The 22,883-nt window shown below is 74.6% G+C and carries 18 protein-coding genes and 1 pseudogene; 10 read left to right on the top strand and 9 right to left on the bottom strand.

What is annotated here, in order from left to right:
• Window positions 1-25 precede the first annotated feature (25 nt).
• Window positions 26-688 carry a phosphatase PAP2 family protein gene (locus ACFC1T_RS32200; RefSeq protein ID WP_375894497.1) on the bottom strand — a complete coding sequence of 221 codons (663 nt, stop codon included), beginning with the start codon at window positions 686-688 and terminating at the stop codon, window positions 26-28.
• Window positions 688-1,335: a DedA family protein gene (locus ACFC1T_RS32195; protein WP_375894613.1), complete on the bottom strand. Its 648-nt coding sequence runs from the start codon at window positions 1,333-1,335 to the stop codon at window positions 688-690. The genes ACFC1T_RS32200 and ACFC1T_RS32195 overlap by 1 nt, the downstream gene beginning before the upstream one ends.
• 163 nt (window positions 1,336-1,498) lie before the next feature.
• On the opposite strand from ACFC1T_RS32195, the pseudogene ACFC1T_RS32190 reads away from it, so the two are divergent.
• From ACFC1T_RS32190 to ACFC1T_RS32180, 3 genes and pseudogenes are all read left to right on the top strand, one after another.
• Window positions 1,499-1,864 (top strand): annotated as a pseudogene (locus tag ACFC1T_RS32190) (BlaI/MecI/CopY family transcriptional regulator); the annotation flags it as partial.
• 137 nt (window positions 1,865-2,001) lie between these two features.
• Window positions 2,002-3,237 carry a M48 family metalloprotease gene (locus tag ACFC1T_RS32185; RefSeq protein ID WP_375894495.1) on the top strand — a complete coding sequence of 412 codons (1,236 nt, stop codon included), beginning with the start codon at window positions 2,002-2,004 and terminating at the stop codon, window positions 3,235-3,237.
• A 240-nt stretch (window positions 3,238-3,477) separates the two neighbouring features.
• Window positions 3,478-5,127 carry a GAF domain-containing protein gene (locus ACFC1T_RS32180; protein ID WP_375894492.1) on the top strand — a complete coding sequence of 550 codons (1,650 nt, stop codon included), beginning with the start codon at window positions 3,478-3,480 and terminating at the stop codon, window positions 5,125-5,127.
• Here ACFC1T_RS32180 and ACFC1T_RS32175 read toward each other — a convergent pair.
• Window positions 5,046-5,546 carry an SsgA family sporulation/cell division regulator gene (locus tag ACFC1T_RS32175; protein ID WP_375894490.1) on the bottom strand — a complete coding sequence of 167 codons (501 nt, stop codon included), beginning with the start codon at window positions 5,544-5,546 and terminating at the stop codon, window positions 5,046-5,048. The two genes, ACFC1T_RS32180 and ACFC1T_RS32175, sit on opposite strands and share 82 nt — an antisense overlap.
• 329 nt (window positions 5,547-5,875) lie before the next feature.
• Between ACFC1T_RS32175 and ACFC1T_RS32170 the strand changes: the two genes are divergently transcribed.
• The 4 genes from ACFC1T_RS32170 (at window position 5,876) to ACFC1T_RS32155 (ending at window position 10,462) form a co-directional block, all read left to right on the top strand.
• Window positions 5,876-7,237, top strand: a complete 1,362-nt coding sequence (locus tag ACFC1T_RS32170) for a hypothetical protein (RefSeq protein WP_375894487.1) — start codon at window positions 5,876-5,878, stop codon at window positions 7,235-7,237.
• A gap of 186 nt (window positions 7,238-7,423) precedes the next feature.
• Complete coding sequence (locus ACFC1T_RS32165; RefSeq protein ID WP_375894611.1) at window positions 7,424-8,788, top strand: TerD family protein; 1,365 nt, start codon at window positions 7,424-7,426, stop codon at window positions 8,786-8,788.
• A gap of 161 nt (window positions 8,789-8,949) precedes the next feature.
• Complete coding sequence (locus ACFC1T_RS32160; protein ID WP_375894485.1) at window positions 8,950-9,915, top strand: SGNH/GDSL hydrolase family protein; 966 nt, start codon at window positions 8,950-8,952, stop codon at window positions 9,913-9,915.
• A gap of 58 nt (window positions 9,916-9,973) precedes the next feature.
• Window positions 9,974-10,462 carry a GNAT family N-acetyltransferase gene (locus ACFC1T_RS32155; RefSeq protein ID WP_375894482.1) on the top strand — a complete coding sequence of 163 codons (489 nt, stop codon included), beginning with the start codon at window positions 9,974-9,976 and terminating at the stop codon, window positions 10,460-10,462.
• A 10-nt stretch (window positions 10,463-10,472) separates the two neighbouring features.
• On the opposite strand, the gene ACFC1T_RS32150 is transcribed toward ACFC1T_RS32155, so the two are convergent.
• The 3 genes from ACFC1T_RS32150 to pruA all read right to left on the bottom strand — a co-directional run bounded on the left by ACFC1T_RS32150 (window position 10,473) and on the right by pruA (window position 14,012).
• Window positions 10,473-11,174, bottom strand: a complete 702-nt coding sequence (locus ACFC1T_RS32150) for an RraA family protein (RefSeq protein WP_375894479.1) — start codon at window positions 11,172-11,174, stop codon at window positions 10,473-10,475.
• Window positions 11,175-11,296: 122 nt separating this feature from the next.
• Window positions 11,297-12,226: a proline dehydrogenase family protein gene (locus tag ACFC1T_RS32145; RefSeq protein ID WP_375894476.1), complete on the bottom strand. Its 930-nt coding sequence runs from the start codon at window positions 12,224-12,226 to the stop codon at window positions 11,297-11,299.
• Window positions 12,227-12,383: 157 nt separating this feature from the next.
• A complete protein-coding gene (pruA, locus tag ACFC1T_RS32140; RefSeq protein WP_375894473.1) occupies window positions 12,384-14,012 on the bottom strand; it encodes an L-glutamate gamma-semialdehyde dehydrogenase in 1,629 nt (542 codons plus the stop codon).
• Between the two features lie 346 nt (window positions 14,013-14,358).
• On the opposite strand from pruA, the gene ACFC1T_RS32135 reads away from it, so the two are divergent.
• Window positions 14,359-15,960 carry a PucR family transcriptional regulator gene (locus ACFC1T_RS32135; RefSeq protein WP_375894470.1) on the top strand — a complete coding sequence of 534 codons (1,602 nt, stop codon included), beginning with the start codon at window positions 14,359-14,361 and terminating at the stop codon, window positions 15,958-15,960.
• A 30-nt stretch (window positions 15,961-15,990) separates the two neighbouring features.
• On the opposite strand, the gene ACFC1T_RS32130 is transcribed toward ACFC1T_RS32135, so the two are convergent.
• Together ACFC1T_RS32130 and ACFC1T_RS32125 are read right to left on the bottom strand one after the other, a co-directional pair.
• Complete coding sequence (locus tag ACFC1T_RS32130; protein ID WP_375894467.1) at window positions 15,991-17,490, bottom strand: alkaline phosphatase PhoX; 1,500 nt, start codon at window positions 17,488-17,490, stop codon at window positions 15,991-15,993.
• Window positions 17,491-17,664: 174 nt separating this feature from the next.
• Entirely contained in the window at window positions 17,665-18,870 is a 1,206-nt protein-coding gene (locus tag ACFC1T_RS32125) for a hypothetical protein (protein ID WP_375894465.1), read from the bottom strand.
• A 136-nt stretch (window positions 18,871-19,006) separates the two neighbouring features.
• Between ACFC1T_RS32125 and ACFC1T_RS32120 the strand changes: the two genes are divergently transcribed.
• On the top strand, window positions 19,007-19,465 hold the full coding sequence (locus ACFC1T_RS32120) for a VOC family protein (protein ID WP_375894462.1): 459 nt from the start codon (window positions 19,007-19,009) through the stop codon (window positions 19,463-19,465).
• 61 nt (window positions 19,466-19,526) lie between these two features.
• Here ACFC1T_RS32120 and ACFC1T_RS32115 read toward each other — a convergent pair whose 3' ends face one another.
• Window positions 19,527-21,170, bottom strand: coding sequence for a hypothetical protein (locus tag ACFC1T_RS32115; protein WP_375894460.1), 1,644 nt, complete (start codon window positions 21,168-21,170; stop codon window positions 19,527-19,529).
• A 327-nt stretch (window positions 21,171-21,497) separates the two neighbouring features.
• Between ACFC1T_RS32115 and ACFC1T_RS32110 the strand changes: the two genes are divergently transcribed.
• Entirely contained in the window at window positions 21,498-22,829 is a 1,332-nt protein-coding gene (locus ACFC1T_RS32110) for an MFS transporter (RefSeq protein ID WP_375894457.1), read from the top strand.
• The last annotated feature ends 54 nt before the right edge of the window (window positions 22,830-22,883 follow it).

Here is a 22,883-nt window from a genome sequence, read left to right as displayed (position 1 = left end):
ATGGGTACTACGGGTTCTACGGGTTCTACTGCGCGCGGTGCGAGGCGTACCCGCGGGTCACCACCGGCACCGTGCCGGGGCCGAGCAGGGGGCGCAGCGCGCCCGACCGCATCCTGTCGACGAGCGGTCCGCAGCGTCCGGCCAGCGGGGCCAGCACCAGCGCGACCAGGGTACCGACGAGGGCGCCGACCGCCACGTCGTGGGGGTAGTGCACGCCGACCCAGACCCGGGAGGCGGCCATCAGGGCCGCGAAGACGGTGGCGACGACGCCGAGCCGGCGGCTGACGAACCAGAGCGAGATCGCGGCGGCGAAGGCGATCACCGAGTGGTTGCTGGGGAAGGACCAGTCCCCGGCGGCGGGGCAGGTCTCCAGCGAGACGCTGCCCTTGATCTGCGCGCACGGCCGGAGTTCCTCGACCATGCCCTTGAGCACGGAGTTGAGGCCGTACGCGACGACCACGATCACCGGGGAGGCGAGCACCTTGGCCATCACCGCGGAGTCGGCGCCGCGCGCACGCCACCAGGCGTACAGCATGAACAGGGCGAACAGGCCGAGGCCGATCGCGGACCAGACCTTGATCACGTCGTCCAGCCAGGTCGGGGCGGACTGCGCCCACTTGTTCACCTGGGTGTAGAGGCCGCCGTCGATGCCACTGCCGTCGTACACGGCGAGAGCCCGAGAGGACATCACACGTCACCTCCGTGACGGCGCGCCTTACGGGCGCGGAACAGTTCGAGAACAATGGGGAGCACGGAGACAACTACTACCAGACCGATGATCGGCAGCAGATACTGGTCGATCCCGGGAATCGAGGACCCGAGCCCGTACCCGGCCAGCACCACGCCGACGGTCCAGACCGCACCGCCCGCGACCTGCCAGAAGGTGAACGAGCGGACCGGCACTTCGAGTACGCCGCAGAGCGGATTCAGCACCGTACGGACCACCGGGATGAACCGGGCCAGCACGATCGCCTTGCCGTGGCCGTACTTGGCCAGCAGTTCCTCGGCCCGCGCCGCGCCCTCCAGCAGGCTCTTGCGCTTGGTGCGGCTCAGCAGTGCCCGGCCGCCGCGCCGGCCGATCAGGTAGCCGACCTGGGCCCCGGCCAGCGCCCCGATCAGGGCGGCGGGGAGCACCTGCCACAGGTGCAGCTGCGGGCCCTTGGTGGCGCCGGGCACGCAGAGCAGGCCCGCGGTGAACAGCAGCGAGTCGCCGGGCAGGAAGAAGCCCACCAGCAGGCCGGTCTCGGCGAACAGCACCACGGCGATGCCGAACGCCCCGAAGGCGGCGAGCAGCGAGGAGGCGTCCAGCGGGTTCACGGCGAGGTGGGTGCCCATCGCGAGGTGAACGGCCGGATCGGCGGGGAACTGGAGCAAGGCTGGCGGACCTCCCGTACGTTGGGGGGCGGTCGCCGCGACGCGCGGCGGACCCGCCCGGGACCGTCTACAGTGACGTAGACGGTCTACATGACTGTAGACGAAAGCTGGAGGAAGCGCCGCCATGTCCGACGTACCGTCCGCCCGCCGGCCCGCCGGGGAGCTGGAGTCCGAGGTGCTGGCCGCCCTGTGGTCGGCCCGGCAGCCGATGACCCCGCAGGACGTCCAGACGGCGCTCGGCGGGGACCTCGCCCGCACCACCATCGCGACGATCCTGGCCCGGCTGCACGACAAGGGGACGGTCGAACGCACCCGGGCCGGCCGCGCCTACGCCTACACCCCGACCGTCCAGGACACGGCGGGCCTCGCCGCCCGCCGGATGCACACCGAGCTCGGCCGCGAGGCCGACCGCTCCACCGTGCTCGCCCGCTTCGTCTCCGACCTCTCCGCCGAGGACGAGCAGCTGCTGCGCGCCCTGCTCGGCGACGGCAGCGACAGCACCGACGGCAGCGACGTCGGGGTCGAGGCCGAGGTCGACGTCGACGGCACCGCCGGCGCCGCCGGCAGACCCGGACCGGTGAGCGGCCCCCGACCGACGGGCGGCCCCGGATCGGCGGGCGCCCCGTGATGATCGCCGTCTGGGCGCCGCTGCTGCTGCCCTTCCTGACCGTCCCGCTGGCCCGCCGGCTCGCCGAGTCGCTGCCGCCCCGGGCCGCCGCCTGGCTGCTGGCCGGCACCGCCACCGTCCTGGCCGGCGGCACCCTCTGCTCACTCGGACTGCTCGCCACCGCCGGACTGCTCCAGCTGCCCCCGGTCGCCGCCCTCGGCCACCTCTCGCTGCCCTGGCTCACCGCCGCCGCGCCCAGCGCCCCGCTCGCCGCAGCGGTGGCCGGCCTCGCCCTGGCCGCGCTCGGCGCCCTCGCCGTACGGACGACCCGCCGCCGGTGCCTGGAACTGCGCACCGCCCGGGCCGCACTGCCCGCCCCGGGCGCCGCCTGCGCCCCCGGGCCGGGCGACGAGGCAGACGCCGCATCGCACACCGCGACGCACGCTGAGACGGACGCCGACCAGCATCCGGACACGCGCCCCCGGCAAGCCCCGATGCGCTGGGCGCGCGCCCAGCGCGGGCCCCAGGACCCCGCCCTGCACCCCGCCGGACTCCCCTCCCCGCGCCTCGCACGCCGCCTCGCACGCCGCCCCGCCGGACGCCCCGCCCTGGCGGCCTGGCGGCAGGCCCTGGCCCGGCTCCGGCACCCCGCCGACCACCCGCTCACCGTGCTGGACGACGAGCGCGCCGACGCCTTCGCCCTCCCCGGCCGCCTGCGCCGCCCCGGCCGGACCGGCGAGCCCGGCCGGATCGTGGTCACCTCCGGGATGCTGCGCGCCCTCAGCGGGCCCGAGCGCTCCGCCCTGCTCGCCCACGAGCGCGCCCACCTGACCGGCCGGCACCACGTCTTCCTCGCCCTCGCCGAGCACGCCGCCGACGTCCACCCGGCGCTCCGCCCACTGCGCGCGCCCCTCGGGTACCACCTGGAGCGCTGGGCCGACGAGGTGGCCGCCGCCCGGATCGGCGACCGTGCCGTGACCGCCCGCGCGGTCGGCCGGGCCGCCCTCGCCGCGAGCCGCTCGCCCTGGCCGGCCCGGCCCCGGCTGGTCGCCGCCGCCCACTCCGGCCCGGTCCCGCGACGGGTCGCGGCCCTCCTCCAGCCCCGCCCCTCCACCGCCCCGGCCACCCGGCTGCGGGCCGTCGCACTGGCGCTGGCCGCCTGCCTGGCCCTGACCACCGGCGCCACCCTGGAGGCCACCGCCGACCTCCACCACACCGTCGAGGCCGCCCAGCACGAACCCGGTACGGAGCGCTAGCCGCCCCCGGACGGGCGCTGCCGGCCGGGCGCCGGACGGGCGCCGCAAGGACACCGCAAGGGCACCGCAAGGGCACGGGAAAGGCGCCAACCGAACGCCCGCCGGGCGCCCCCCGCCGTTTCCGTACCGCCCGGTATGCGGACTTGGTGGACCCCGTCCCCACGCGCCCGTCGCACCCGTACTCTTTCGTCAGCGCGTCGACCCCGGCGCGTCCTCGAACGGCGGCGAGGAGCAACCCGAGTGCGGCAGACCGGACGGCAGTCCCGACGACCAGAGCGCCGCACCCCGCCGACCGCGGCGGAGCTGGCCAGGGTCCACGAACGCACCCTCGCCGACGCCGCCGCCCGCGAACTCGTCCTCCCCGAGAGCCCCGGGCCCGGTACGCCCGGCCGGCTCGAACCCCGCCCCGAGATCGGCGACTCCTGGGCGAGGCTGCGCCGCCTCGGCCTCGACCCCGACACCGGCGCCTCCACCGTCCTGCTCGGCCCCGCCGAGCTGGAGCAGCGCCGCCGGTCCAGCGGCCTCGACAACGTCATGCCGGTGCTGCGCGAGACCCTGTTGGAGCCGGTGGGCCAGGCACCGCTGATCCTCGCCATCGCCGACGCCGAGGGCCACGTGCTCTGGCAGGAGGGCGAACGCGGCCTGCGCCGCAGCGCCGACCGGATCGGCTTCGTCACCGGTGCCCGCTGGATCGAGGAGACCGTCGGCACCAACGGCATCGGCGTCGCGCTGCGCGCCCAGCGCCCGATGCACGTCCACTCCGCCGAGCACTACCTGCGCAGCCACCACACCTGGACCTGCGTGGCCGCCCCCGTGCACGACCCGACCACCGGCCGGCTGGTCGGCGCCATCAACCTCAGCGGCCCGGCCCACAACGTCCGCCCGTACCTGCTCCAGCTCACCGCCACCGCCGCCCGGCTCGCCGAGACCGAGCTGCGCGCCCACCGCCTGGAGGCGCTGAACCGGCTGCGCACCCTGGCCGCCCCGCTGCTCGCCCGGGTCGGCGGACCGGCCCTGGTGGTGGACGCGGCCGGCTGGACCGCCGCCTCGGCCGGGCTGCCGCCGCAGAGCCGGCTGCGCATCCCCAGCGAGGGCTGGGTCCCGGCTGCCGTGCACTGGGTGCCGGGGCTGGGCGAGTGCGTACTGGAACCGCTCGCGGACGGCTGGCTGGTGCGGCCCGTCCGCCCGACCGGGGCGGACGGCTCCGGCACGGTGACCGCCGAGCGCGCCGAGGGCGCCCGGCTCCGGCTCGACCTGCGCCGACCGGACCGCCCCGAGCTGTCCGTCCGGGGCGCGGCCGACAGCTGGTCGCACCCGGTCAGCCCGCGCCATGCCGAGCTCCTGCTGCTGCTCGCCACCGCCCGCGAGGGCAGTACGGCGGCCCAGTTGGCCGAGGCGCTGTTCGGCGACGCGGGGCGGACGGTGACGGTCCGCGCCGAACTGTCCCGGCTGCGCCGCTACCTGGGCGGCCTGCTGGCCCACCGGCCGTACCGCTTCGCCGACTCGGTGCTGGTCACGGTGGAGGGGCCGACCGATCCGCTCGACCTGCTGCCCTCCTCCACGGCCCCCGCGGTACGGCGGCTGCGGGCGGAGCTGGTGGCGGGCCTGGTCCGGCTGCCCGGGGCCGCGGCACCCGTGCCGTCACCGCGCCACGGCGGGCGCCCGCCGGTCCCGGACGACGACCCGGGCGACGACCGGGACGACGACCCCGACGCGCCGTACCCGCCGACGGACAGCACCCCCACGAACCACCCGTCCACCGGCAGCTCCGTCACCACCACCCCACCCGCAAGCGGCAGTTGCGCCCCTCAGCCGCCCGCGAGCAGCGCGGCCAACTGGGCGTCGGTGGGCCCGCAGTCGCGCTCGGCCTCGGCCGAGACCAGCGCGTAGGTGCGGTCCAGCCAGGCCTGCACCCGGGGCCTGGAGGCCTCCAGCAGGGCGCTGCCGTGCGGGGATTCGAGCGCCAGGTGCAGGGTCGAGCCGTGGCAGGGGCAGTACGCCGGCCACAGCTTGACGTCGCCCTGGCCGCTGATCCCCTGGAGGCCGTCGCGCAGCAGGTCGCGGGAGAACACCCAGTCCGCCTCGTCCGGACGCCCCAGGTGAAAGGTCAGCAGCACCTCGTAGGGCCGTACGGCGTCGAAGCGGAACCGGGTGCACACCTCGCCGACCACTTCGTCGCCCAGTGAGATCCGCAGCGTCAGCACCTCCTCCACCGACACCGGAGCGGCGGTGGAGCCACCCCCATCGCCGCCCGTGGGGGTGGCGGCGAGGGGGGCGCTGGAGGCTGCGGACAGCGGGTCGGGCGGCATGACGGTCTCTCCGGGAACGGCGCGGGATGCCATCAGCCTGCGTCACCCGCGACCGGGCGGGCAAGGGTTGCAAGGGGGTTGCAATAACCCCCGCCCGGGCCCGCCGACCCTTACCAGGAATATCAGACGGATCGTCAACTTCCGCTCATCGAACGGATGTCCGGAAAATGGAGGGATACTGTCCGTCGTCCGGCCACCCGCTGGTACGCTCTCCCCCTCCCGGCGCGGGCCCGCCCGCGAGGCCGGCCCGGAACGGCCGGACCGCTGCCCGGCGTGGTGCGTGGGAGAATACGGCGACGCGACGGCGGCTTCGGGGAGGGAGGGGTCCGGTGGCTGTGCGTGGGGAGACCACGCGGGACGTGCAGCACGAACCCGCACGGCAGGGTCGACACGGTCGGCCCCGCCCGTTCGGCGGCCGCTTCCGGCTGCCCACCCTGCGCTTCTCCGGTGCCGCGATGGCGATGTCCACCGTCGTCGGCATCAGCATCGCCACCACCCTCCTGCTGAACGAGCAGCAGGGCATCGGCCGTCGGGCCGGCGTCGCCCGGGTCGGCACCACCCCGCCGCCCAGCCCGAGCGGTACGGACCAGGCCGAGGCCGCCTCCGAGCGGACCACGGACACCCCTCCCCCGCCCTCCGGCCACCCGCACGCCCCGAAGCCCTCCGGCCACCCGTCGACGCACCCGTCCGGCCCGGCCAACGCCGCCGCCACGCCGCCGTCAGGGCTGCGGGCCGGAACGGCCGCCCCGGTCACACCGCCGGCCGGCGGGCAGGCCTCCGCCGGGCACGACCCGCGCCCCTCGGCCGACACCCCGGCCGACGGCTCCTCCCCCTCCGCCCAGCCGTCCACGGCCGCCGACCCGTCCGCCCCGGCCGCCCCGGCCCCCGGGCAGCCGGGCACCGGGCTGACCGGCACCGGACAGACGGGCACCGGACGACCGGACGTCGGCGCAGCCGGTACGGGCGAGTCCCCGCACCCGCCCGCGCTCCAGCCGGCCAAGCCCGGCCGCCCGCTCCCGCCGCCGGCCGCCGTCGTCCCCGGAAACGCCGCCGGCACCGACAGCACTGGCACCACCGACGGCACTGGCGCCGCCGACGGCAGCACCGACGGCACCGCCCCGGACACCGACCAGGCCCTGACCGGCACCGGGCTGACCACCACCCTCGGCCGCGACGGCCTCCGGCACGCGCTCGACCTCACCGTGACCGAACCGGTCACCGCACTGCAGGCCGAATTCCGGCTCGCCGCAGGCGAGTTGGCCCCCGGCACCGGAACCGTCTGGACCGACCTGCCGGGCGCCGTGGTGACCACCCAGCAGGAACGCGGCACCCTGGTCTACCGCTTCACCACCCCGCCCGGCACCGACGTCGAGCCCGGCCGCTACGGCTTCGTCGTACGCGGCACCCGCCCGGCCGTCCAGGCCGGTCCGGTGCGCAAGTCGGGCCCGCAGGAGGGCTGGAACGCCGCTGCCTTCGGCATCGGCCGCCCCCGGGCGGTCGCCGCACTCGGCGGCTTCGGCCCGTCGGCGCCGCAGGCCGACCAGCAGCCCGCCCAGCACGCCACCCAGCAGCCCGGCGGCCGGCCGCCCGTCCCGCCGTCGGCAGCGCAGCCCACCCGGCAGACCGCGCCGCAGCAGGCGCTCCAGCCCACGCCGCAGGCCGCCCAGCAGCCGGTGGGCCAGGTCCGCTGACCTCCCCCCCCCCGGCTGATCCACTGACCTCCCCTCGGCCGATCCGATCGTCCGACGATCGGCCAGCTCACCGGGCTCTTCCCCGCACCCCCGTTCGTTACTGTGTGCAGCACCCGGCCCGACGCCCCCAGCGGCCCCGGCCCGGGCCGTCGTTCCGCACCCGAGGAGGAGTCCTTGTCCACCGTCCTGACCCAAGGCGGCAACGCACCGCTGACCGCCGCGCGGGTGACCGTCGAGGTCACCGCGCCCAAGGCGCTGGACGTCTCCGGCCTGCTGCTGACCGACGCCGGCAAGGTCCGCTCGGACGCCGACTTCGTCTTCTTCAACGCCCCGCACGGCCCGGGCGTGAGCCTGCGCCCGGCCGCCGCCGGAGCACCGGACGCGATCACCGTCGACACCCCGGCCGTCCCGGCCGACATCAGCAAGGTCGTGGTCACCGCCAGCCCGGCCGACCAGTCCGCCACCTTCGCCGGGATCGAGCCCACCGCCACCGTCCGGGACGCCGACACCGGTGCCGTCCTGGCCACCTTCACCCCGCCCCGGCTGGGCCTGGAGACCGCGCTCATCGTGGTCGAGATCTACCGGCGCAACGGGGTCTGGAAGGTGCGCGCGGTCGGTCAGGGGTACGCGGACGGGCTGGCGGGCATCGCCACCGACTTCGGCGTCACCGTCGACGACTCCCCGGCACCGGCACCGCAGCCTGCGCCGACCCCCGCCCCGCAGCCGAGCGCGCCGACCCTCCAGATGCACTCCCCGGCCGACCTTCCGCTGCCGCCCGTCCCGCCCGTCCCGCCGGTGCCCCCGGCCCCGCCCGTGCCCCCGGCGCCGCCGGCTCCCTCGGTCGACCCCCGGATCGCCCTGGCCACCGTCCCGTCCATGCCCGCCGCACCCCCGGAGCCCCCGGCACCGGCCCCGGCCCCGGCCCCGGCCCCGGCCCCGGCAGCGACGCCCGCCCCCGACCCCGCCGAGCGCCCCAAGGTCACCCTCGACAAGGGCCGGGTCAACCTGGTCAAGGGCAGCTCCGTCTCCCTGGTGAAGAACGGCCGCCCCTTCCTCTCCTCGGTCCGGATGGCCCTCGGCTGGGAGTCCGCCGCCCGCGGCCGTGACATCGACCTGGACGCCTCCTGCCTGGCCTTCGACGCGAAGCACCGGCGCCTGGAGACGGCCTGGTTCATGAAGCTGAGCATCTTCAACGGCGCGATCGCCCACTCCGGCGACAACCTGGTCGGCGGTGACGGCGGCGACGACGAGGCGATCACCGTCCACCTGGAGGGCCTGTCGGCCGAGGTCCACGCGCTGGTGTTCGTGGTCAACTCCTTCTCCGGCCAGAAGTTCACCGAGCTGCGGAACGCCTACTGCCGCCTGGTGGACGTCCGCACCGAGGAGGAGCTGGTCCGCTTCGACCTGACCCACTCCGAGCCGCGTACCGGCGTGGTGATGTGCAAGCTGGTCCGCCGCCCGTCCGGCGAATGGGAGATGACGGCGCTCGGCGAGTTCGTCGACGGCAAGACCGCCCGGGCGATGATCGAGCCCTCCGCCGCCCTGCTCTGATCCCGACCGCATCGCTCAACGTCAAAGCCATGCCAGCGATTTCACCCCCCTGGGGCATCAAGTCGTCCACGGATCGACTCGATTGACTCTCCGGGGGGTGATTCGCGCTCTCCCCCGTGACCGCGCACCCGCACCACCCGCGCACCCGTGGAGGAGAGACCGTGCCCCGCTTCCCGTCCCGCCTCGCCGTCGCCGGCGCCGCCGTCGCCCTCACCGTCGGCCTGATCACCCCCGGCGCGGCTCACGCCGGGACCAAGCCCGCCACCCGGACCGGCCCGCTCAAGTGGGCCGCCCTCGGCGACTCCTACACCGCGGGCGTCATCGAGGCCACCGGCGACCTCACCGCGCCCCAGGACGGCTGCGCCCGCACCACCGGCTCCTACCCCGAGCTGATCCGCCGCGACCTCGGCGCACTGGTCGACCTCCACAACGCCAGCTGCAGCGGCGCCACCAGCCCGGACGTCTCCACGAACAAGCAGAGCCCGCTCGGCCGCCCGCTCCCGCCCTTCGGCAGCGACCCCGACGCGCCGTACCCGCCCGTCCCGCCGCAGATCGACGTCGTCGACCCGGCCAGCGACGTGATCACCGTGAGCACCGGCGGCAACGACCTCGGCTTCGGGCAGATCCTCAAGGACTGCATCGAACTCGGCGCCGCCCACCTCGGCCTGGGCACGCCCTGCAAGGACAAGTACGACGCCCAGATCCCCGGCCGGCTCGACCAGCTGCGCACCGACTACACCGCCATGCTCACCGCCCTCCGGACGAAGGCCCCGTCCGCCCGGATCGTCACCGTCGGCTACCCGCACCTGATCCCCGAGGACGCCACCCGCTGCCAGTACGGCAGCCTGCTGCAGTTCGGCACCTTCACCCCCGGCGACCTCGGCTGGGCCCGCGACAGCATCCTCAAGCCGCTCAACCTGGCCATCCAGCAGACGAGTTCGACCCAGCAGGACACCTACGTCGACCTCTACTCCGGCTCCGCCGGACACAGCGTCTGCGACCCCGACCACTGGCTGGACGGCGTGCTGACCAGCATCATCCCGCTCAAGTACGCGCTGGTGCACCCCAACGCCAAGGGCCAGAAGTTCGCCGCCGCCCAGGTCGAGCCCGTCCTCCCCGGCAACTGACCGGCGCCGGGCGGGAAAACCAGTGGCACGGCCCACCTCCGGGGATCATCCTGGTCGGATGATCATCCGCGAAGCCACCCCCGAGGACTGGTCGGCCATCTGGCCGTTCTTCCGCACCATCGTCGCCGCCGGCGAGACCTTCCCCTACCCCCTGGACATGCCCTCCGAGCTGGGCCGGGAGTGGTGGATGAAGACCGCCCCCGACCGCACCGTGGTCGCCGTCGACGAGGACGGCACGGTCCTCGGCACCGCCACCATGAACCGCAACCGCCCCGGCAACGGCGGGCACGTGGCCAGCGCCAGCTACATGGTCGACCCGGCGCACCACGGCAAGGGCATCGGGCGGGCCCTGGTCGAGTACACCCTCGACTGGGCCCGCGGGGCGGGCTTCCGCGCCATGCAGTTCAACGCGGTGGTCGCCAACAACGACCACGCCGTCAAGCTGTACCGCTCGCTGGGCTTCGAGGTGGTCGGCACCGTCCCCGAGGCCTTCCACCACCCGGTCGACGGCTACGTCGGCCTGCACGTCATGTACCGCCCGCTGTAACCACGGGGCCCTACTCCTCGATCGCCCCGCCGACCCGCCGCAGGTGCTGCCGGAAGCTGTACGACGGGTCGGCGGCCCGCCGCTCCAGGAACTCCTCGAAGCGGGTCTGCCTCCGCAGGGTGTCCCCGGCCGTGATCCGCCCGGCCTGCGCCCGTTCGGTGGCGGCGATCCCGGCGGCCGTCTCCAGCACCTCCCCGGCCCGGTCGGCCGGCACGAACAGCACCCCGTCCGCGTCCGCGAACACCACGTCCCCGGCGGTCACCAGGTGCGGCCCGAACCGCGCCGACTCCAGCGCCTCCGGCTCCCGGCCGTCCAGCCGCAGCGGGCCCACCGGCAGCGCGCCGTAGCTGAACACCGGCAGCCCGATCTCCACCAGCTCGGGCGTGTCCCGGTGCAGCCCCCACACCACGATCCCGGCCACCCCGGCGGCCCGCGCCTCCAGCACCGCGAGGTCCCCGATGCAGGCCTCGTCGGTCCGCCCGCCGTTGTCGATCACCAGCACGTCCCCGTCCAGCGCGCCCCCGTACGCCTCCAGGAACACGTCCACGCTCCCGTAGTGCCGCACCGGCAGCACCCGCCCCGCCACCCGCGCCCCGGCCACCACCGCCCCCACCCCCACCGGCGCCGCCCGCACCCCCACCCCGAGCCGCACACACGCATCCGCCACCAACGGCGTCGACAACCCCTCGAACTCCTCGAACCCCTTGGACATCCCCAACTCCTCCCACTGAAAGCCCAGTTCACAGTCGCGAAGATCCTAGGCCCGGCGCCCGGAACAACGGAACGGCCCGCACCCCCCGTCAGGGGTGCGGGCCGTTCATCCTGCCGCCAGGGTCAGCTACGGGTGGCCATGGCGCGCAGGAAGAAGGTGAGGTTGGCCGGGCGCTCGGCGAGGCGGCGCATGAAGTAGCCGTACCACTCCTGGCCGTACGGGAGGTAGACCCGCATGGTGTTGCCCTCCTCCGCGAGGCGCAGCTGCTCCTCGGGGCGGATGCCGAACAGCATCTGGTACTCGAAGGAGTCCCGGGTGCGGTTGTTCCACTGGGCCAGCTGGCCGGCGATCTTGATCATGTTGGGGTCGTGCGAGGCGATCATCGGGTAGCCCTCGCCGGCCATCAGGATCTTGAGCGCGCGGACGTACGCGAGGTCGACCTCGTGCTTGCCCTGGAAGGCGACCGACTCGGGCTCCTTGTAGGCGCCCTTGCACAGGCGCACCCGGGAGCCGGGGCCGGAGAACTCGCGGCAGTCGGCCTCGGTGCGGCGCAGGTAGGCCTGGAGGACGACACCCAGCCAGGGGAAGTCCGCCCGCAGCTCGCGCGCGATGGCGAGGGTGGAGTCGGTGGTGGTGTGGTCCTCCATGTCGAGGGTCACCGTGGTGCCCGCGTCGGCGGCGGCCTCGCAGATGCGGCGGGCGTTCTCCAGCGCGATCTTCTCGCCGTCCACCGGCAGGAACTGGCCGACGGCCGACAGCTTGACGGACACCTCGGCGCCGGCGGCGAGGCCGGTCTCCTTGAGGGCCTTGAGCAGGTGCTCGTACGCCTCGGCGGTGCCGGCGGCCTGGGCGGCGTCCTTGGTGTCCTCGCCGAGGTGGTCGAGGGTGACCTTGCGGCCGGTCGCGACCAGGTCGTCGGTCGCGGTCACGGCGTCGTCGAGGACGTCACCGGCGACGAAGCGCTCGACTATCGCGTGGGTCGGGGGGAACTTCTCGACCACGGTGCGGACCTGGGGGGACCGCGAGGCCGCGAGAAGGGCGGAACGGAGCATCGTGACTCCTGGAGCTGATGTTTCCAAGGGTGGCAGAAAGAGCCGGGGCGGCGGTACGGGGGTGAGCCGCCGCCCCGGCGGGGCGGCGCCCGGCTGCGGGGCCGGGCGTCGCGGGTGACCGTTGGCTACGGGGCGCAGAGCGGTCGGGGTGGGCCGGTCAGCCCATGTGCGGGTAGCGGTAGTCGGTCGGCGGGACGAAGGTCTCCTTGACCGAGCGGGTCGACGTCCAGCGGGCCAGGTTCTGCTTGGCGCCAGCCTTGTCGTTGGTGCCGGAGGCGCGGCCGCCGCCGAAGGGCTGCTGGCCGACGACGGCGCCGGTGGGCTTGTCGTTGATGTAGAAGTTGCCGGCGGCGAAGCGCAGCTTGTGCATCGCGTCCTGGGCCGCGGCGCGGTCCTGGGCGATGATGGCGCCGGTCAGGCCGTAGGCGGAGACGGACTCCATCTGGGCCAGCATCTCCTCGTACTTCTCGTCCTCGTAGACGTACACGGCGAGGATCGGGCCGAAGTACTCCTCGCGGAAGTACTCCGCGGCCGGGTCCTGGCAGACCAGGACGGTCGGGCGGACGAAGTAGCCGACCGAGTCGTCGTAGCTGCCGCCGGCGAGGACCTCGACGGAGGCGTCGGCGTGGGCGCGGTCGATGGCGGCCTTGTTCTTGGCGAAGGCGCGCTCGTCGATGACGGCCGACATGAAGTTGGACAGGTCGCTGACGTCGCCCATGGTGAGGCCGTCGACCTCGGCGGCGAACTCGTCCTTGAGGCCGGCCCAGATCGAGGCGGGGACGTAGGCGCGGGAGAGCGCCGAGCACTTCTGGCCCTGGAACTCGAAGGCGCCGCGGGTCATCGCGGTCTTCAGCACGGCCGGGTCGGCGGACGGGTGGGCGACCAGGAAGTCCTTGCCGCCGGTCTCGCCGACGATCCGCGGGTAGGTGCGGTAGCCGGCGATGTTCTCGCCGACGGAACGCCACAGGTGCTGGAAGGTGGCGGTGGAGCCGGTGAAGTGGATGCCGGCCAGCGCGGGGTGCTTGAGCGCGACGGCGGAGACGTCCAGGCCGTCGCCGGTCACCATGTTGATGACGCCCTTGGGCAGGCCGGCCTCCTCCAGCAGCTGCATCAGCAGGTGCGCGGAGTACTGCTGGGTGGGGGACGGCTTCCACAGCACCACGTTGCCCATCAGCGCGGGCGCGGTCGGCAGGTTGCCGGCGATCGCGGTGAAGTTGAACGGGGTGATCGCGTAGACGAAGCCCTCCAGCGGGCGGTGGTCGCTGCGGTTCCACACGCCGTCCGAGGAGACCGGCTGCTCGGCCATGATCTGGCGGGCGAAGTGCACGTTGAAGCGCAGGAAGTCGACCAGCTCGCAGGGGGTGTCGATCTCGGCCTGCTGGGCGGTCTTGGACTGGCCGAGCATGGTGGCGGCGGCCAGGGTCTCGCGCCAGGGGCCGGCCAGCAGGTCGGCGGCCTTGAGGAAGATCGCGGCGCGCGAGTCGAAGGAGAGCGCCTGCCAGGCCGGGGCAGCGGCCAGGGCAGTGTCGATGGCTTCCTGCGCGTCGGCCTGGGTGGCGTTGCGCAGGGTGCCGAGCCGAGCCGCGTGGTTGTGCGGCTGGACGACGTGGATCTCGGTGCCGCCGCCCATCCGGCGCTCACCGTTGATCGTCATGGTCAGCTGGACCGGCTCCTGGCCGCCCAGCTCCTTCAGCTTGGCCTCCAGGCGAGCCCGTTCGGGGCTGCCGGGGGCGTAGCTGTGGACCGGCTCGTTCACCGGCGCGGGGACCTGGGTCACAGCGTCCATGAGGCGCACGCTCTCCTTCGTTGCAATGCGGGGGAAGGCCTGCGCGGGTCACGCACGGGCCACAGCACGAACGCTATTCCTGGCTGCCCGGCCACTTGATTGGCCGGGCGGCTAAATTCCCCCGTACGGCGTTGTCCGGACCGACGAAAGCGATCACACAACGGTCACGACAGCCCCATCCGCCCTACCCGCCCCACCGGCACCACGCCCGGCACCACCCTCGGGACCACGCCCGACACCACCCCCGGCCGGACGCCCCGGCCGGAACCGTTGGACGGTCCCGGCGCTGTCCAACCGGCTAAAATCGACCGCACACCGTTGTCCGAGCGGATGAAGGAGGCCCGGCGTGACCACCCCCGGGCTCCCGCTCCGCCAGCTGCTGATGTCCCTGGGCGAACCCCTGGTCGAACTCCAGGCCGCCCCCCAGGGCCTGGACGTCCCCGTCCGCGACGTCGCGATCCTCGACCCGGAGGACCCGCCGACCGCCTCCCCCGGCGAACTCGTGCTCGCGATCGGCGCCCGCGGCCGCGCCGCCCTCCCCGCCCTGCGCGCGGCCGGCCGGGCCGGCGCCGCCGCCGTCGCGGTCAAGCTGGACGCCCCCGGCCAGGCCGACGCCCTGCGCGAGGCCGCCACCGACGCGGGCGTCGCCCTGCTGTCGGTGCGCCGGGAGACCCGCTGGGAGCACCTGGACTCGCTGGCCCGGGCGATCATCGCCGGTCCCGACGCCCCGGCCTCCCCCGGCGCCCCCGAACCCAACGCGGGCGACCTCTTCTCCCTCGCCCAGACCGTCGCCGTGCTCACCAACGGCATCGTCTCGATCGAGGACACCTCCAGCCGGGTCCTCGCCTACTCCCGCTCCTCCGACTCCGACGAGGTCGACGACCTGCGCCGGCTCTCCATCCTCGGCTGGCAGGGCCCCGAGCCGTACCTCTCCAAGCTCCGCGAGTGGGGCATCTTCCAGCACCTGCGCAGCTCGGACACCCCGATCGCGGTCGAACCGCACCCCGAACTCGGCCTGCGCCGCCGCCTGGCGGTCGGCATCCGGGCCGGCGCACAACCGCTCGGCACCATCTGGGTGCAGGAGGGCGCCCAGCCGCTGGCCGCCCACGCCGAGCAGGCCCTGGTCGGCGCCGCCCGGGTCGCGGCCGCCCAACTGGTGCGCCGCCGACGCGAGTTGTCCGCCGACGTCCGGCTCACCCAGACCCTGCTGACCGGACTGCTGGAGGGCTCCACCGGCCCCCAGTCGCTGGCCACCCACCTCGGCCTGGACCTGCGCCGCCCGGCCACCGTGCTCGCGTACGGGGCCCGCACCACCGAGGCGCTGCACCGCTCCGACGTCACCGGCCTGATCTCGGTGCACACCGCCGCCCGGCACCGCGCCGCACTGCTCGCCCCGATCGAGTCCCGGGTCTACGTGCTGCTGCCCGAGCTCCCGCCCGGCCTGCCGATGACCACCGTGCGCGACTGGGCGGCCGAGGTGGTCACCGCCGCCCGGGAGCTCCTCGGCGTCCCGCTGCGCGCCGCGATCGGCTCGACCGTCGACGGCCTGTCCCAGGTGCCGGACTCCCGCGCCCAGGCCGACCGCATCCTGGACGCGATGGGCCGCGGCGGGGTCGACCTCGACGTCGCGGCGCTGATCGACGTCCAGGCCGAGGTGCTGGTCAGCGAGGTGCTCGCACTGCTCCAGGACCGCACCGGCCTGCGCGACCCGCGGCTCACCGCGCTCACCGCGTACGACCGCCGCCATCACACCCGGCTCGCCGAGTCGGTGCTCGCCTGGCTGGACGCGCTCGGCGAGGTCCGGGTCGCCGCCGACGCCCTGCACATCCACCCCAACACCCTGCGCTACCGGGTGCGCCGCGCCGAGCAGTTGACCGGCATCGACCTCGCCCAGCCGCAGCAGCGGCTGCTGGCGATGCTGCAACTGCGGCTGCCCGCGGACGAGTAGTCCGCAGGCAGCCGTTCAGTTGACACTCCGTCAGGCCCCGTACCCCTGGCCGCGCTTGTGCTCGTTCAGCCGGCGCCACGGCCCGCTGATCGCCAGCTGGATGCCCGGCTCCTGGATGTTGGCGAAGAGGGTCCGGCCGTCGTCCGAGAAGGTCACCCCCGTGAACTCGCTGAACTCGGGCTTGGCCGCGCTGCCGATGTTCAGCTCGTTGCGGGCGATCGGGTAGACCAGCCCGTCCTCGGTGGCGCCGAACAGGTGCGAGATCCCGTTGCCGTCCTCGGCGATCACGATGCCGCCGTACGGCGAGACGGTGATGTTGTCCGGGCCGTCGTAGTTGTCGTGGTCGCCCAGGACGTCGTCGTTGACGCCCAGCAGCACCTTGAGGGTGATGGTGCGACGCGCCGGGTTGTAGAACCACACCTGGCCGTCGTGCTGCAGCGGGCTCTCCGAACGGGCGTAGCTGGAGACGAAGTAGAAGCCGCCGTCACCCCACCACATGCCCTCCAGCTTGCGGGCCCGGGTGACCTCGCCCTCCTTGAACTGCTTGCGCACCGAGACGGTCCGGGCGTCGCGGTCCTGCACCTTGACCCAGTCGGCGCCGTAGACGGTGCCGACCTTGGTGGCCCGGGAGAGGTCGTCGACGAACCTGCCCTGGGCGTCGAAGACCTTGAAGGCCTCCAGCACGCCGGCGTCGGCGGCGAGCTTGCGCAGCTGGTACCGGCCGTGCCGGAAGCCGGCCGGCGGGGTCCAGCGGAACAGCAGGCCGTTCGGGTTGGAGGCGTCCTCGGTGAGGTACACGTGACCGCGCTTGGGGTCCACCACCACGGCCTCGTGGGCGTACCGGCCGAAGGCCTTCACCGGCTGCGGGTCGCGGTTGTAGTCGTCGTCGAAGGGGTCGACCTCGAAGACGTAGCCGTGGTCCTTGGTGAAGCCGTTCTTGCCGGCCTTGTCCTCGGTCTCCTCGCCGGACAGCCAGGTGCCCCACGGGGTCACCCCGCCCGCGCAGTTGGTGGCGGTGCCGGCGATGCCGACCCACTGCTCGACCGAGCCGTCCCGCTTGGCGTGCACGATCGTGCAGCCGCCGGCCGCGCCCGGGTCGTAGACGTGCCCCTCGGTCAGCGGCACCGGGTGCGGCCAGTTGGCCCGGGCGCCGGACAGCTCGTGGTTGACCACCATCAGGTTGCCGCCGCGCTCGTCCTCGAAGGCGGACGTGCCGTCGTGGTTGCTCGGGGTGAACTCGCCGGTGCGCAGCCGGGTCTGCCCGGCCCGGTTGAGCACCTTGTACGAGAAGCCCGCGGGCAGCGAGAGCAGCCCGGCCGGGTCCGGCACCAGCGGGCCGTAGCCGATCGCGGCGCCGCCCGCCGCGTTGGTCCCGGCGGCACCGGCCGCGGCGGCGACCGGGGCCTCGCCGCCGACCGGCGCGGCGATCGCACCGGGGGCGCTGGCCAGCGCCTCGGCACCGCCGGCGATCAGCACGCCGGCCCCGACGAGGGTGGAACGGTTGACGAAGTCCCGACGGGACAGCGACATGGCAGCAACTCCTGGGGGGGTGTACGGGCGTCGAGGCAGGTCGTCGACGCCCAGCAGACTCCGCCGCAGGGGTGAACCCGGCATGACGCCCACCGCACGACGAGGCGACCATTTGCCAACCGATGACCGACACATGACCCGCGCTTTACCGAAGGCGGGCCGCCCGAGCGCGGATCAGCCCCGCCCGGTCCGCCACTGCTCCCAGGCCGCCAGCCACAGCTGCTCCACCAGCCGGTGCTCCTCCGGTGTGCCCGACCCGGCCGTCCCCGGCCGCTCCCGCCACAGCTGCTCCCAGGCCCGCTGCGCCGGCAGGCTCGCCACCTCGCTGGCGAACACGGTGTACCGGACCACCTCCTCGACCGCCGCCTCGCCCTGCGGCGTGCCGATCAGCCAGTGCGTCTGCTGGGACAGCCGGTTGAGGTGGTTGACCATCGAGGTCACCGCCGCCGCGGCCTCCTCCCGGGTCTCCGTGGCGAGCCGCATCTGCTGGCGCACCGCCGCCTCCCAGCGCACCGCGCAGACGTCCCCGCGCAGCCCGCGCGGCAGCCGCGGCGTCCGCCCGACCCGCACCTGCGCCTCGATCGCGGCGGCCTCCGCGATGCTCTGGGCGATCAGCTCCCGGTGCGCCTCCAGCCCCGCGACGGTCGGCAGTTCACGCTCCTCGACCGGGACGTAGCGGGCCCGCCGGGAGGCCAGGTCGCGCAGCAGCTCGGTGCGCCCGCGCAGGTAGCAGTCGAAGTCCCCGATCCCGGCGAGCTCCACCCCGCCGGGGGGCAGCCCGCGCCCGCACACCGTGACGGCCTGCCCGTCGACCCGCAACCGGACGGCCCACACCGGCCCGGCGGCCTCCGACCCAACGACCGACGCACCGCCCGGGGCCCCGCCACCCGCCGCCCCGCCGGGCACCGGCCGGTCCTCGTGCACCTCCACCGCGCAGGGCTCACCGTCCACGGTGATCCACTCCCGCAGCGTCCGCACCCGGCCCGGCCCGTCCCCCTCGTCCACGCCCAACTGCTCGTAGACGCGGTCCCGTTCGTCCTCGACCACGTCCTCCAGCTCGGGCAGCACCTCACAGCCGTCGGCCCCCGGCCGGTACGTCCGCACGGTCACGTACGGCCCGGCCGCGGTGGTCCAGTCACCGCACTGCACCTCGACCCAGCGCAGCTCACCGCCGCAGGTCTCGAAGGCCGCGAGCGCCTCGCCCCGGCCGGGCGGCCCGGCCACGCCGTACACCGGGAAGTCCACCGTGGCGAGGGTCCGGCGGGAGAAGTCCTCCTGGCCGGCGAAGCGCTCCGGCCCGCCCGACCGCTCCGGCCCCGACCGCTCGACGTTCCACTCCTGGGGCCTTCCGCCGCTCTCCCGCACCATCCTCTGCCGCACCCCCGAGTCCTCGCGCCCGCACCGCTGACGCCACTTTACGTGCCGGGAGCTGCCGGGTCATCAGCTCCGCTGCCGTACGGGGGCGGTGGCCGTGTCCGTCGGCCACGATGTCAGCAGCCCTCCCTACGCTGGCGGCATGACAGCACAGAACGACGCAGCCCAGCCCGCCTTCCCCGCCCGGATCAGCATCGTCACCCTCGGCGTCTCCGACCTCGACCGCAGCGCCCGGTTCTACCAGGACCTCGGCTGGCGGCGCTCCGCCGCCTCCAGCCCGGAGATCGTCTGGTTCCGCACCTCCGACTCGGTGCTGGGCCTCTTCCCCTCCGAGGAGCTGGCCGCCGACGCGGGCGTACCCGCGACCGGCGAACCCTCCTTCCGCGGCGTCACCCTGGCGGTGAACCTGGAGTCCCCCGCCCTGGTGGACGCCGCGCTGCGCACCGCGGTCGAGGCCGGCGCCGTGGTGGTCAAGCCGCCGGTCCCGACCAGCTGGGGCGGCTACTCCGGCTACTTCGAGGACCCGGACGGGCACCTGTGGGAGCTGGCCCACAACCCGTTCTTCCCCTTCACCGAGGACGGCTCGCTGGACCTCCCGTAGCCCGTCGTCCGTCCCTCCGCCGTCCTCGCCCGCCCCTCCTCAGCCCTTCCTCAGCGCCTCGTCAGCCCTTCGACCGGGCCTTGAAGGCCGCCTTTCGCGCCTCCTTGGCCAGCGCCCGGTCCGTGTGCAGCTCGCCGATCGCCTCCAGGACGTCCGCCGTGTACGGGTGGTCGACCCGCCACAGCTCACCGAACCACGACGCCGGGTCGCCCTTCACCGGCAGGTCGGTGATCAGCTCGCGCAGCAGCGCCGCGTCGCCGCCGCTGTCCAGCAGCTGGGCGGCGAAGGTGTCGACCACCGTCCACAGCGCCATCGTCCGCTCCGGCACCGGCACGTCCGTCGCGCCCAGCGCGGACAGCCAGGCCCGCACCGCACCGCCGAGCTCCGGGTCGTCCAGCACCTCCCGGGCGGCGGGCTCGGCGCCCGCCCCCAGCAGGTTCAGCGCCGAGACGCACAGCATCCGGCGCAGCGGACCGTACGCGTCGTCGCCGCGCGCCGCCGCCAGCAGCTCGCGCGCCGCCGGCTCCGGCTCCCGGCCGGCCACCCAAGCCCGCAGCTCCTCCTCCGGCAGCACGTTGGCCGCCTCGCACACCCCGCGCAGCAGCTCGGCGGCGTCCCCCTGGGCCAGCTCGCCGACCAGCGGGGCGTCGTAGCCGTCCTCCAGCAGCCACTGCCGGATGCCGTACTGGCCGAGCGGGGTGAGCCGGACCAGCCCGAAGCGGGCCGACTCCTCCTCGTCCAGCGGCGCCTCCCCGACGAGGGCGGGCTCCTCGCCCTCCTCCTCGTCGAACAGCTCCGGGTCGATCGGCCGGTACTCCAGCAGGCCCAGCTCGGCGAGGTCGCCCAGCATCGGGTCCAGCGCGACCATCACGTCGGTGATGTCGCCGAGCAGTTCCTCGCTCGGCTCCTCGCCCTCCGGCACCACCAGCAGCGCGGCGAGCACGCCCAGCGGCACCGTCTCGTTGCCCGGGTCGGCGAAGGCGGTGGTCTCGTACAGCACCTGGAGCGCCTCGTCGAGCAGCTCGGCGGCGGCGTCCCGGGCCTCCTCGACCTCGCTCAGGCCGTCCTCGTCGTCCTCGTCCGCGTCGTCCTGGTCCGCCTGGTCCGCCGACGCTTCCGCCGCCTCGTCCTGCTCCGGCAGCGAGTCCGCCTCCACCGCCAGTTCCCGGACGATCCCGGCGGCGGTCAGCCACAGCTCCAGGACGGTCTCCGCGTCCCCGCGCTCGGCGGGCTCCAGGTCCGGACCCGGGACGGCGACGTGCTCGCCCGCCTTGGTCGTGCCCAGCTCCACCAGGTCCAGGTCGCAGGCCAGCGACCAGGCCCGCAGCGCCTCGACCTCGGCCTCCTCCGGCACCTCGCCCTCGGCCGGGGCCAGCCCGAGCAGCCGGGCGACCGGCGCCCGGTCCTCCTGGACGAGGTCCCCGAACTCGTCCACCACCCGGTGCGGGGACGCCCAGCGGGCCAGCGCCAGCGCGTAGCCGAACATCGGCACGGCCTTCGCCTGCTCGGCCAGCTCCTGCTCCGCGGGCAGCTTCACCGGCGGCACCAGGATCGCCGCGTCGTCCAGGTCCTCGTCGTCCAGACCGTGCGCGGCGAACGCCCCGTAGAGGTCCTGGAGCTCCAGGTCCGCGGGCAGGACCGCCTCGGCCGCGCCCTCTCCGGCCGAAGCCCCCGCCCCCGTGTTCTTCCGACGTCGTCCGGCCATCGTCGTGTGCTCTCCCTCAGCCAGCGGTCAGCTCGAACAGCTCCGCGTGTCGATCTACCACCTCAGCGTATAGGCCGGGCACCCCCGATGCCCGGCCTCACAGGGCGCGCAAAGGGGCGCGCGCCGCTTCCACGCGCCCACCCCTTATCCTTCGCTTTGGCACCGCGCACAACCCCGCGCGGGCCACCGGGCAACGAAGCCCCTTCTCTCAGCTCACCCGCTCCACCAGGGAGCCCCGCACCGCGGCCACCACCACAGCGCCTCAGGACGGGCGCGCCGGCACACCCAGCCGACCCCGGTGGCGCCCGGCCACAGGAGACCCCTGCCATGGCGGACCTCTCCCCCGCCGGCTCCGTGCTGCGCACCGCGCAGCTCGACGGACGCCGACTGTCGGAGGCCCTGCTCCCCCTGGAGCTCGCGCCCCGCGCCCAGCTCCAGCTCGCCGCGATCAGCCGCTGGAACGCGCTGCGCGGCATACGCGTCGGCCTGGTCGCCGGCGCCCTGCTGCTGATGCTGATCGGTGCCAACCTGGCGACGCCGATCTACCCGCTCCTCCAGCAGCGCCTCGGCCTCGGACCGCTCGACACCACGATCCTCTTCACGATCTACGTGTTCGCGCTGCTCCCCGTACTGGCCGTGGTCGGCCACTGGTCCGACCACCTCGGCCGCCGCGCCCTGATCCTGCCCGCCGTCGCCCTGGCCGCCGCGGGCGACCTCGTCTTCGCCACCGCCGGCAGCTTCTGGCAGCTCGCGGTCGGCCGGGCCGTCCAGGGCATCGCCGTCGGCCTGTCCACCGGCGCAGCCGGGGCCGCCCTCGGCGACCTGCTGCCCGACCACCCGGCGCTGGCCCCCAAGCTCACCCTGGCCTGTTCCGCCGGAGGCGTCGCGCTCGGCCCGGTGGTCGGCGCCCTGCTCGCCGGCGGCTCGGACCCGCTGCTGACGCCCTTCCTGCTGCACGCCGTCGCCCTGCTGGCGCTCTGCGTGCCACTGGCCCTGGTCCACCCGCGGATGCCCGGCCGCAACCGCCCGCCGGCCTCCCCGCCCCGGATCACCACCCCGGCCCACCTGCGCCCGCAGCGCCTGCGGCTGCCGCGCACCGGCCGCCGCGAGTTCCTGCTCGCCGCCACCGCGGGCTTCATCTCGTACGGGGTCTTCGGCGTCTACCTGGCTCTCGCCCCTGCCTTCTCCGCCAAGCTGCTGCACACCCCCTCGCACCTGACCGGCGCGATCGTGGCCGCCCTGCTGCTCGGCTCCTCGGCCCTCGCCCAGCTGATCATCCCGCCGACCGCCGACCGTACGGTGATCGCCCTCGGCATGACCGGCCTGGCCGCCGGCCTGGGCCTGGTCGTCGCGGCCGGCTACACCGACACACCCGCGCTGCTCTTCATCGGCAGCGTCCTCGGCGGCGTCTGCCAGGGCGTCGCCTTCCGCTCCCTGTTCACCACCGCCGTCGCCGCGATGAACCCGGAACGCCGGGGCTCCGAACTGAGCTCCCTCTGGATCATCGTCTACCTCGGCAGCTCCGCCCCCGTCATCGCCGTCGGCGCCCTCGTCCAGACCTACGGCCTCCTCCCCGCCGTCAGCGGCTTCGCCACCCTCGCCGCCATCCTCTGCGCCGCCCTCGCCCTCACCATCGCCCGCAAACCCCGCCCGGCCTGACCCCGGCACTGAAAGCGCCGCTGCCCGGGACTTCCCCTCCGGAAGTCCCGGGCA

Origin of the sequence: Kitasatospora sp. NPDC056076, assembly GCF_042266305.1 — a bacterium.
Taxonomy (GTDB): Bacteria; Actinomycetota; Actinomycetes; order Streptomycetales; family Streptomycetaceae; genus Kitasatospora.
The sequence above is the reverse complement of the archived record's forward strand: the minus strand, read 5'-3'. Positions and strand labels throughout refer to the sequence as shown.

Excerpts from the sequence above, each read along its gene's own strand:
- ACFC1T_RS32200 (WP_375894497.1), bottom strand. The coding sequence starts at position 688 with ATGTCCTCTCGGGCTCTCGCCGTGTACGACGGCAGTGGCATCGACGGC.
- ACFC1T_RS32195 (WP_375894613.1), bottom strand. The coding sequence starts at position 1,335 with ATGGGCACCCACCTCGCCGTGAACCCGCTGGACGCCTCCTCGCTGCTC.
- ACFC1T_RS32185 (WP_375894495.1), top strand. The coding sequence starts at position 2,002 with ATGATCGCCGTCTGGGCGCCGCTGCTGCTGCCCTTCCTGACCGTCCCG.
- ACFC1T_RS32175 (WP_375894490.1), bottom strand. The coding sequence starts at position 5,546 with ATGCCGCCCGACCCGCTGTCCGCAGCCTCCAGCGCCCCCCTCGCCGCC.
- ACFC1T_RS32155 (WP_375894482.1), top strand. The coding sequence starts at position 9,974 with ATGATCATCCGCGAAGCCACCCCCGAGGACTGGTCGGCCATCTGGCCG.
- ACFC1T_RS32150 (WP_375894479.1), bottom strand. The coding sequence starts at position 11,174 with ATGTCCAAGGGGTTCGAGGAGTTCGAGGGGTTGTCGACGCCGTTGGTG.
- ACFC1T_RS32145 (WP_375894476.1), bottom strand. The coding sequence starts at position 12,226 with ATGCTCCGTTCCGCCCTTCTCGCGGCCTCGCGGTCCCCCCAGGTCCGC.
- pruA (WP_375894473.1), bottom strand. The coding sequence starts at position 14,012 with ATGGACGCTGTGACCCAGGTCCCCGCGCCGGTGAACGAGCCGGTCCAC.
- ACFC1T_RS32130 (WP_375894467.1), bottom strand. The coding sequence starts at position 17,490 with ATGTCGCTGTCCCGTCGGGACTTCGTCAACCGTTCCACCCTCGTCGGG.
- ACFC1T_RS32120 (WP_375894462.1), top strand. The coding sequence starts at position 19,007 with ATGACAGCACAGAACGACGCAGCCCAGCCCGCCTTCCCCGCCCGGATC.
- ACFC1T_RS32115 (WP_375894460.1), bottom strand. The coding sequence starts at position 21,170 with ATGGCCGGACGACGTCGGAAGAACACGGGGGCGGGGGCTTCGGCCGGA.
- ACFC1T_RS32110 (WP_375894457.1), top strand. The coding sequence starts at position 21,498 with ATGGCGGACCTCTCCCCCGCCGGCTCCGTGCTGCGCACCGCGCAGCTC.